At 64.5% G+C, this 9,382-nt stretch carries 8 protein-coding genes; 1 reads left to right on the top strand and 7 read right to left on the bottom strand.

Features of this window, described 5'->3' with window-relative positions:
* Positions 1-6 precede the first annotated feature (6 nt).
* Positions 7-759 (top strand): 5-oxoprolinase subunit PxpA, encoded by a 753-nt coding sequence (gene pxpA, locus VGL01_RS19040; protein ID WP_331572067.1) that lies wholly within the window; start codon positions 7-9, stop codon positions 757-759.
* Positions 760-779: 20 nt separating this feature from the next.
* On the opposite strand, the gene VGL01_RS19045 is transcribed toward pxpA, so the two are convergent.
* From VGL01_RS19045 to VGL01_RS19075, 7 genes are all read right to left on the bottom strand, one after another.
* Positions 780-1,919, bottom strand: a complete 1,140-nt coding sequence (locus tag VGL01_RS19045; protein WP_414720299.1) for a TraB/GumN family protein — start codon at positions 1,917-1,919, stop codon at positions 780-782.
* Positions 1,912-2,928 carry a peptide ABC transporter ATP-binding protein gene (locus VGL01_RS19050; protein WP_331572069.1) on the bottom strand — a complete coding sequence of 339 codons (1,017 nt, stop codon included), beginning with the start codon at positions 2,926-2,928 and terminating at the stop codon, positions 1,912-1,914. Before VGL01_RS19050 ends, VGL01_RS19045 begins: the two co-directional genes overlap by 8 nt.
* The gene (locus VGL01_RS19055; protein ID WP_331572071.1) at positions 2,925-3,923 is read right to left on the bottom strand and encodes an ABC transporter ATP-binding protein; all 999 of its coding nucleotides are present in this window, start codon (positions 3,921-3,923) and stop codon (positions 2,925-2,927) included. The genes VGL01_RS19050 and VGL01_RS19055 overlap by 4 nt, the downstream gene beginning before the upstream one ends.
* Before the next feature lie 36 nt (positions 3,924-3,959).
* Entirely contained in the window at positions 3,960-4,877 is a 918-nt protein-coding gene (locus tag VGL01_RS19060) for an ABC transporter permease subunit (protein ID WP_331572073.1), read from the bottom strand.
* A 12-nt stretch (positions 4,878-4,889) separates the two neighbouring features.
* Positions 4,890-5,900, bottom strand: coding sequence for an ABC transporter permease subunit (locus VGL01_RS19065; RefSeq protein WP_331572075.1), 1,011 nt, complete (start codon positions 5,898-5,900; stop codon positions 4,890-4,892).
* Between the two features lie 136 nt (positions 5,901-6,036).
* On the bottom strand, positions 6,037-7,671 hold the full coding sequence (locus tag VGL01_RS19070; protein ID WP_331572083.1) for an ABC transporter substrate-binding protein: 1,635 nt from the start codon (positions 7,669-7,671) through the stop codon (positions 6,037-6,039).
* Positions 7,672-7,844: 173 nt separating this feature from the next.
* A partial coding sequence (locus tag VGL01_RS19075; RefSeq protein ID WP_331572077.1) for an ABC transporter substrate-binding protein occupies positions 7,845-9,382 on the bottom strand: 1,538 nt, incomplete at its 5' end.

A 9,382-nucleotide genomic window follows, 5' to 3' on the forward strand; every position in this document is an offset into this window, starting at 1 on the left:
GAAGTCATGGAAATCGATTTGAATGCCGATCTTGGCGAAGGCAGCGGCTCCGACGAAGCGCTGCTCGATCTCGTCAGCTCGGCGAATATCGCGTGCGGCTGGCATGCCGGCGGGTCCAACGCGATGCGCGACTGCGTGCGTCTCGCGCTTGCCAAGGGTGTCGCCATCGGTGCGCACCCGAGTTTTCACGACCCCGCCAACTTCGGCCGCAAGGAAATGGATTTGCCGGCCGAAGACATCTACGCCGGCATCCTCTATCAGCTCGGCGCGCTCGCCGCCATTGCGCAGGCTCAAGGCGGCCGCATCGTGCACGTGAAGCCGCACGGCGCGCTCTACAACCAGGCGGCGCGCGATTCGGCGATCGCCGATGCGATCGTCTCGGCCGTGCATGACTTCGATCCGTCGCTGGCCATTTTCGGTCTCGCCAACAGTGGTTTCATCGAAACGGCCCGCCAGGCCGGCCTCGCGGCAATCGAGGAGGGCTTCGCCGATCGCGGTTATCGCGCCGACGGCTCGCTCGTGCCGCGCAGCGAACCGGGCGCGCTGATCGAATCGGAAGACGAAATGCTCGAACACGTGCTTTCGATGGTGCGCGACAAACGCGTGCGCACAGTCGACGGAACGTGGGTGCCGCTCAACGTGCGCACGCTGTGCCTGCACGGCGACGGCCCGCACGCGCTTGCGTTCGCGCGCCGGCTGCGTGCCGTCCTCGAATCGAACAACATCGACGTGCAACCCGCCTGGACCTTGCGTACGTAACGCCCGCGCACCTGCGCCCATCACGCCGGATCGACGACGAACCCCCGCTCGCGCAGCAGCGCGAGGACACCCTTCGGCCCACCCAGGTGCAGCGCGCCGATCGCCACGAATATCGGACGATTGGGCGCGGCGAGCTGGACCATGCGCGCCGTGAACCGGCGATTGCGCTCGAAGACGATCTTGTTGTCGAGCGAGCGGGCAGCAGCCTTCGACGACGCGAGCCGTTCGGACTTCGCCGAGGCCCACGCCGAAATGGCATCGGCATCGCCCACGCGCCAGAGCCGGTGAAGCGTCTTGACATCGTCGACCGTCTGCTCCGGCGTCTCCTCCAGATCCTGCGCGAGCATTTCGCGCTGTTCGGCCAGCGTCAGATTCGTGAACGCGCGCATCTGCTCGCCGAGCGTCTCGAGACCGACCACCTTGCCGCGCGAGCGCAGATAGACGTTTTGCAGCTGGGCCTCGGTGCCATATTCGGTCTGAAGACCCGCGCTCAACGATCCATAAGTCTCGACGAGCAGTGCCGCGAGCCACGGCCGCGTCTTCTTGATCTCGCGCAGCGCGGCCGGGTTCTCGCGCAGCCGCGCGGCGAGCTTGCGCATGAGCGGCGCCGGTAAAAGCCGCGGAAGGCAAGCGTAGTTGCACACGCCGTATTTCGATACGTCGTCTTGCGAGGCAATGAGGTCGTCCGGCGAAAGTTCCAGCGCGAGCGTAGGGGCGGCGGCAAGCGCCGCCAGGATCGGCCGTCTGAACGGCGCGCTCGGCGGATAGTCGGCCGGATCGCCGACGTGCAGCGTGCCAAGCACGTAGATCGTCGTCGTACCCTTCGTCGCCACGTAAAACGGCATATGCGCGGGCTGCGCGACGACCGGCCCGCTCGCACTCGTGCTCGACGCCTCGGGCGGCCCGTGAAACCCGGGAATGACGGGAGCAGGCGCCGCCGGGGGCGGGGGCGCGGCAACGGCCGAACCCGGAAGACGCACCGGCGGCATCGCAGTGCCGCTCGGTCCGGCCACCGCGCGCGCGAGCCCGAGCACCGCCTGCGCCCCGCAGTCGACGGCGTTCGACAGCAGCAGCACCAACACGAACGCGCGCAAGCGGCGCCGCCGCATGCCGGCGGCCGCGCCGCCACGCACGTGCCGCGCCGCCTGCGCATCAGGCATCCGCGTCCCCCACCTCCTCGGCGCGATGACAAGCCACGAGACGCCCGTCGACGTCCCGCAAGCGCGGCTCCTCGACGCGGCACTGCTCGATCGCATACGGACAACGCTGATGGAACGTGCAGCCCGACGGCGGATTGAGCGGCGACGGCAACTCGCCTTGCAGCTTGATCTGGATGCGCCGGTCGGACTCGAAAATGGCCGGCGTCGCCGACATCAGCGAGCGCGTATACGGATGGCGCGGATTGGCGAAGATCGTCTGCTTGGGGCCAAGCTCGGCGATGCCGCCGAAATACATGACCATCACGTCGTCGGCGATATGCTCGACGACGGCCAGGTTGTGCGAGATGAACACGTAGCTCGTCTTGAACTGCTCTTGCAGGTCCATGAAAAGATTCAGAATCTGCGCCTGGATCGAGACGTCGAGCGCGGAGACGGGCTCGTCCGCCACGAGGATGCGCGGGTCCAGAATCATCGCACGCGCGATCGCGATGCGCTGGCGCTGCCCGCCCGAAAACATATGCGGGTAGCGCTTGGCATGCTCGGGCCGCAGCCCGACCGTGCGCATCATATGAGCGACGCGTCCGGCGCGCTCCGACGCCGAGAGCGCCGAGTTGATCGCAAGCGGCTCGCCGAGCGTCTGCTCCACGGTCTTACGCGGATTGAGCGACGCGAACGGGTTCTGGAAAACCATCTGCACATGGCGGCGCAACTGGGCAATGCGCTCGCGCGACGCACCGGCAACGTCCTCGCCCTCGATGACGAGCCGCCCCGAGGTGGGTGTCTCGATCATCGTCAACTGGCGTGCAAGCGTCGATTTGCCGCAGCCCGATTCGCCGACGACGGCCAGCGTCTTGCCGCGCGAGAGCGCAAACGAGACGTCGTTGAGCGCTTTCACCGTGGCGTGGCCGAAGAGACCGCGACGCACCGGATAGTGTTTCGTCAGCCCCTCGGCGACGAGCACGGTGTCGCCGCGCTCGGGCGCACGCGGTGCTTCGGGTACTGCGTTCATCGTGCGCCTCCGTGGGTCGAGCGAATCGAATCGAGATTGAGCGGCTTGATGCAGCGCGCACGCATGCCGTCGTTGCCCGCTTCCAGCGCCGCGAGTTCGGGCCGGCCTTTCCAGCAATCGTCGACGACATACTTGCAGCGCGGCGCGAAGAGGCACCCTCGCGGCCGGTCGTCCCGGCCGGGCACCATACCCGGCAGCGCCGCGAGACGCTTCGCGCCGAAATTATGCTCGGGAATGGCCGCGAGCAGCGCCTCGGTATACGGGTGGTGAGGGCTCGCGAAGATGTCGGGAACGCGATTCGTCTCGATGATCTCGCCCGCGTACATCACGGCAACCCGCTGCGCGACTTCCGAGACGACGGCAAGATCGTGCGAGATCAGCACGAGCGCCATCCCGCGCTGCTTTTGCAGGCTGACGAGCAAGTCCATGATCTGCGCCTGGATCGTGACATCGAGCGCCGTCGTCGGCTCGTCGGCGATCAACAGCTTCGGGTTGCAGGCGACGGCCATGGCGATCATGACACGCTGGTTCATACCGCCCGAGAGCTGATGCGGAAACGCGCCGAGGCGGTTTTTCACATCGGGAATGCCGACCTGATCGAGCAATTCGAGCGCGCGGGCTTCCAGCGCCGCGCCGCGCAGGCCCTCGTGCAGCCGCAGGACCTCCTTGATCTGGTAGCCGACCGTATAACTCGGATTGAGGCTCGTCAGCGCGTCCTGGAACACCATCGCGATGTCCTTGCCCACGGTCTTGCGGCGCTCCTTGGGCGAGGCGTTCATGAGATCGCGCCCGTCGAAGGCGATCTCATCGGCCGTCACGATGCCCGGTGCGTCGATGAGCCCCATGACGGCCATCATCGTCACGCTCTTGCCCGAGCCCGATTCGCCGACGACGCCGACGACCTCGCCCGGTGCGATGGAGAAGTTCACGCCATCGACGGCAGGCGCGCCGCCGAACGTGACCGACAGATTGCGGATCGTCAGAAGGTCGCGCATGGCAGTGTCCCGCGGTGAGTGTGGAGGTCGTTCCATTCATCCCATCCGTTTCAATTTGGGATCGAGCGCATCGCGCAACCCGTCTCCGAGCAGATTGATCGCCAGCACCGAGATCAGTATCGCGAGACCCGGCATCGTGACGATCCACCAGGCGTTGTCGATGTAATCGCGTGCGGAGGCGAGCATCGCGCCCCACTCGGGCGTCGGCGGTTGAACGCCGAGGCCGAGAAAACCGAGCGCGGCCGCATCGAGAATAGCCGACGAAAAGCCGAGCGTCGCCTGCACGATCAGCGGTGCGGTGCAATTGGGCAGCACCTGCGAAAACATGAGCCGCAACGTCCCCGCGCCAGCCACGCGCGAGGCGAGCACGTACTCCTTGTGCAGCTCGCCTTGCGCCGACGCCCGGGTCAAGCGGACATAGCCGGGCAGCGCGACGATCGCGATCGCGAACATCGTGTTGACGAGACCCGGTCCGATGATGGCGACGACGGCCACCGCGAGCAGCAGCGAGGGCAATGCGAGCAGCACGTCCATGAGGCGCATGATCGGCGTATCGGCCCATTTGTCGAAAAAGGCGGCGACGAGCCCGAGCACGATGCCCGGGATGAGCGCCAGCACGACCGACACGCAGCCGATCCAGAACGACATGCGCGCACCGTAGATGAGGCGGGACAGGATATCGCGGCCCGCCTCGTCCGTGCCGAGCACGAAGTGCCAATTGCCGCCCGCGAGCCATGCGGGCGGAATCTTGACGAACTCGCGATATTGCTCGATGGGACTATGCGGCGCGACCATCGGCGCGGCGACGGCGAGCACGATGAACACGAGCACGATGACGCCGGCCGCCACCGCGCCGCGATTGCGCGAGAAGTTGTGCCAGAACTCGCGGGCGGCGAGCCTGCGGCCGCTCGCCGGTGTCACGGCCTCGGGAATTGCGTTTTGTATGTCTGCCATGTCGGGGCCTCGCTAGCGCGTGTGACGGATGCGCGGATTGAGCACGCCGTACAGCAGATCGACGGCAAGGTTCACGATGATGACGAGCGTGGCGATCAGCAGGATGCCGCCTTGCACGACCGGATAGTCGCGCCGGCCGATCGCGTCGATGAGCCACTTGCCGATGCCGGGCCACGAGAAGAGCGTCTCGGTCAACACCGCGCCGGCCAGCAACGTGCCGACCTGCAGCCCGATCACCGTCACGACGGGAATCAGCGCATTGCGCAGGGCATGCACGATGACGATGCGCGTCGGCGAGAGCCCCTTGGCGCGCGCCGTGCGGATATAGTCCTCGCGCAGCACCTCGAGCATCGACGAGCGCGTCATGCGCGCCACGACGGCCAGCGGAATGGTGCCGAGCACGATCGAAGGGAGAATCAGGTGGCTCACGGCCGAGACGAACGAACCTTCGTCGGGCACGAACAGCGAATCGATGAGCAAAAAGCCCGTGACGCGCGGGATGTCGTACTCCACGGCGATGCGGCCCGAGACCGGTGTCCAGCCGAGCGTCACCGAAAACAGCATGATGAGAATCAACCCCCACCAGAAGATCGGCATCGAATAGCCGGCCAGCGCCGTGCCCATGACACCGTGGTCGACGACGGTGCCGCGCCTGAGCGCCGCGAAAATGCCCGCCGGCAGACCCAGCACGAGTGCGAACACCATCGCGCAGATCGACAGCTCGACGGTGGCCGGAAAACGCGCAAGAAACTCGCCCATCACGCTCGTGTTCGTGATGATCGATGTGCCGAGATTGCCGTGCAGGGCTCGCCACACGTAGTGGATGTACTGCAACGGCAGCGGCTCGTCGAGGCCGAGCCGGTGCAGCGCCGCCGCGTGCATCGCGGGATCGACGCCGCGCTCGCCCATCATGACTTCGATCGGATCGCCGGGAATGAGGTGAATGAGCGCGAACGCGAGAATGGTGATGCCGATGAAAGTCGGTATCACCATTCCCACGCGGCGCAAAACGAATCGGAACATGGTTCGCCCCTTGATCTGCGTGGGGAAAAATGCGACCGGCGACGAGAGGCGCATGTCCTCTGTCGCCGGATCGATCGCGGCACCTTCCGGTTACCGCAAATGACGTCCATCGAACATACCGGAGCGACGCCGGCGGCTACTTGAGGCTCACCCCGTCAAAACGCGTATAGCCGAGCGGATCGATCTTCATGTCGACGACGTTCTTCGTCGTCGGCTGATAGACCGTCGAGTGCGCGATCGGCGAGAACGGCAGCTGGTCGGCGAAGATCTTTTGCGCCTCTTCGTAGTATTTCGTGCGCTGCGCGCGGTCCGTCGTCGTCCGGCCCTTTTGCACGAGCTCGTCGAACGGCTTGTAGCACCACTTCGAGAAGTTGTTCCCGTTGATCGCCTCGCAGCCCAGCAACGTCCCGAGCCAGTTGTCGGGGTCGCCGTTGTCGCCGGTCCAGCCGATGAGGTAAGCGTCTTGCTCGCCCGCATGGCCGCGCTTGATGTACTCGCCCCACTCGTAGGTCACGATCTTCGCCTTCACACCGATCTTCGCCCAGTCCGACTGGATCATTTCGGCCATCAGCTTCGCGTTCGGGTTGTAGGGACGCTGCACGGGCATCGCCCACAGCGCGATTTCAAAGCCGTTCGGATAGCCGGCCTTCTCGAGCAAAGCCTTCGCCTTCGCAGGATCGTACGAGGCGGCCTTCAGGTCCTTGGCGTAGGACCACTCGGTCGGCGGCATCGGATGCGTCGCCGCCTGACCCGCGCCCTGATAGACCGAGTCGACAATGGCCTTCTTGTTGATCGCCATGTCGAGTGCGCGCCGCACGTCGACATTGTCGAGCGGCTTATGCTGCACGTTGTAGGCGAGATAGCCGAGGTTGAAGCCGGCTTGACTCGGCATCTCGACACTGCTGTCGCTCTTGAGCGTGGCGATGTCGGCCGGCTTCGGATAGCTCATGACCTGGCATTCGTTGCGCTTGATCTTCTGGGCGCGCACGTTCGAATCGACCGTGATCGAAAAGATCAGCTTCGAGACCTTGACCGTGTTCGGTTTCCAGTAATCGGGGTTGCCGTCGAAACGAATCGTCGCGTCCTTCGTATAGCTGCGGAAGATGAACGGGCCCGTGCCGACGGGGAACTGGTTGATGTCGGAGGCCTTGCCGGCCTTCAGCAACTGGTCCGCGTATTCGGCCGACAGAATCGACGCGTATTCCATCGCCAGATTCTGGATGAACGGCGCGTTGACCTCGTTCAGCTCGAAGCGAACCGTATACGGATCGACCTTTTCGACCTTCTTGATGAGCTTGTCGAGGCCCATGTCGGTGAAGTACGGGAACGATACGTTGTACGCCTTGCGAAACGGCTGATTCGGATCGAGCATGCGCTCGAACGTAAAGACCACGTCGTCGGCATTGAATTCGCGCGTGGGCTTGAAGAACGAGGTCGTCTGGAACTTGACGCCGTGGCGCAGATGGAACGTGTACGTCTTGCCGTCGGGCGTGACTTCCCATTTCTCCGCCAGCCCCGGCTCGATGTTCGTGCCGCCGCGCGCGAATTCGACGAGGCGGTTGTACACGGTAAACGTGTTGGCGCTGAAATCGACGCTGGTCGTGTATTGCGCGGGATCGAAACCGGCGGGACTGCCTTCCGAGCAGTAGACGAGGGTCTTGTTGGGAATCGTCGCGGCCTGCGAGATCGTCGCGGCGCCAAGCGAGGCCGTCACGGCTGCGGCCGCGAGAGCGGTGACCCGCGCGGCACGCAACAGTTTGTTGAGTTCCATCATTCCTCCAAGTCGTAGTCCGGCTAGCCGGCGTAGCCGGATATTACTGACCTTTGATTACCCGAACAAGCGGTCGAAAATATATGATGGCGGGTTGGCCCCAGCGCCGGCGCGGGTCGCAAGAAGGGGGCCCGGCCCAATTCGGGCCAACGCCTCGGCCCCCGGGCTGCGCGCTAACGCAAGCCCACGTTCCAGAACTGCGTCGGTCCGAACGGATCGATCTTGAAGCCCGTCACCTCCTTGCGCAGCGGCTGATAGACGAGCGAATGAGCGATCGGCGTGAACGGACGTTGATCGGCGAAAATGCGTTGCGCCTGCAGGTAGAGTTTCGTGCGCTCCGTTGTATCGGTCGTTTCCCGCGCCTTGACGATCAGATCGTCGAACGGCTTGTAACACCATCTCGCGAAGTTGCTGCCGCCGACGGCCGAGCAGCCCAGCAATACGCCCAGCCAATTGTCCGGGTCGCCGTAATCGCCCGTCCAACCGATCAGCAGCGTGTCGTATTCGCCCGCGTGCGCGCGTTTCACATATTCGCCCCACTCGTAGGTCACGATGTTCGCCTTCACGCCGATCTTCGCCCAATCCGCCTGGATCATCTCGGCCATGAGCCGCGCATTCGGGTTGTAAGCGCGCTGCACCGGCATTGCCCACAATGTGATCTCGAAGCCGTCCTTGAATCCGGCATCGGCGAGCAGCCGCTTTGCTTTTGCGATGCCGCGCGGCGCGTCGGCGATCGACTCGTCGTAAGACCACTGCGTGGGCGGCATCGGATGGCTCGCGATCACGCCCGCGCCCTGATACACCTCGGCCAGAATCGCGCGCTTGTCGATCGCCATGTCGAGCGCGCGGCGCACGTCGACGTTATCGAGCGGTTTTTTCGTCGTGTTGTAGGCGAGATAGCCAAGATTGAAGCCGGCTTGCGACGGCACCTGCAAATCGGGATCGGCTTGTAGCGAGGCGAGGTCGGCCGGGCGCGGGTAGGTCATGACCTGGCATTCGTTGCGCTTGAGCTTCTGTTCGCGCACGCCGGCGTCAGGTGTAATCGAGAAAATCAGCCGCCTCAAGCGCACCGCGCCCGGCTTCCAGTAATCGGGATTGCCGTCGAAACGGATCGACGCATCTTTGGTATAGCCGCGAAAAATGAACGGCCCCGTCCCGACGGGAGCGTTGTTGATCTCCGACGCCTTGCCCGCGTTCAGCAGTTGCTGCGCATACTGGGCCGAGAGCACGGACGCAAACGGCATCGCCAACTGCGAAAGGAACGGTGCATTGACGGACGCCAGTTTGAATCTCACCGTGTACGCGTCTATCCGCTCGATGCGCTCGATGGTCCTGTCGAGGCGCAGGTCCGTGAAATAGGGAAACGCTACCGGATAGGCCTTGCGAAACGGCTGGTTCGGATCGCGCATGCGCTCGAACGTGAAGACGACGTCATCGGCGTCGAACTCGCGCGTCGGCTTGAAGAACGAAGTCGTCTGAAACTTCACGCCGTGGCGCAGATGGAACGTATAGGTCCTGCCGTCCGGTGAAACCTCCCAGGACTCGGCCAGGCCCGGTTCGACCTTCGTGCCGCCATGCTCGAATTCGACGAGCCGGTTATAGACGGTATAGGCCGCGGCCGAATTTTCGACGCTGCTCGTGTATTGCGCCGGATCGAAGCCCGCCGGACTCGCGTCGGAGCAGTAGACGAGGGTTTTGGCGGGAAGCTCGG

Source organism: Trinickia sp. (assembly GCF_036503415.1).
Taxonomy (GTDB): domain Bacteria; phylum Pseudomonadota; class Gammaproteobacteria; order Burkholderiales; family Burkholderiaceae; genus Trinickia.

Coding starts and splice junctions, on each gene's coding strand:
- VGL01_RS19065 (WP_331572075.1), bottom strand. CDS start 5,900: ATGTTCCGATTCGTTTTGCGCCGCGTGGGAATGGTGATACCGACTTTC.
- pxpA (WP_331572067.1), top strand. CDS start 7: ATGGAAATCGATTTGAATGCCGATCTTGGCGAAGGCAGCGGCTCCGAC.
- VGL01_RS19055 (WP_331572071.1), bottom strand. CDS start 3,923: ATGCGCGACCTTCTGACGATCCGCAATCTGTCGGTCACGTTCGGCGGC.
- VGL01_RS19045 (WP_414720299.1), bottom strand. CDS start 1,919: ATGCCTGATGCGCAGGCGGCGCGGCACGTGCGTGGCGGCGCGGCCGCC.
- VGL01_RS19060 (WP_331572073.1), bottom strand. CDS start 4,877: ATGGCAGACATACAAAACGCAATTCCCGAGGCCGTGACACCGGCGAGC.
- VGL01_RS19050 (WP_331572069.1), bottom strand. CDS start 2,928: ATGAACGCAGTACCCGAAGCACCGCGTGCGCCCGAGCGCGGCGACACC.
- VGL01_RS19070 (WP_331572083.1), bottom strand. CDS start 7,671: ATGGAACTCAACAAACTGTTGCGTGCCGCGCGGGTCACCGCTCTCGCG.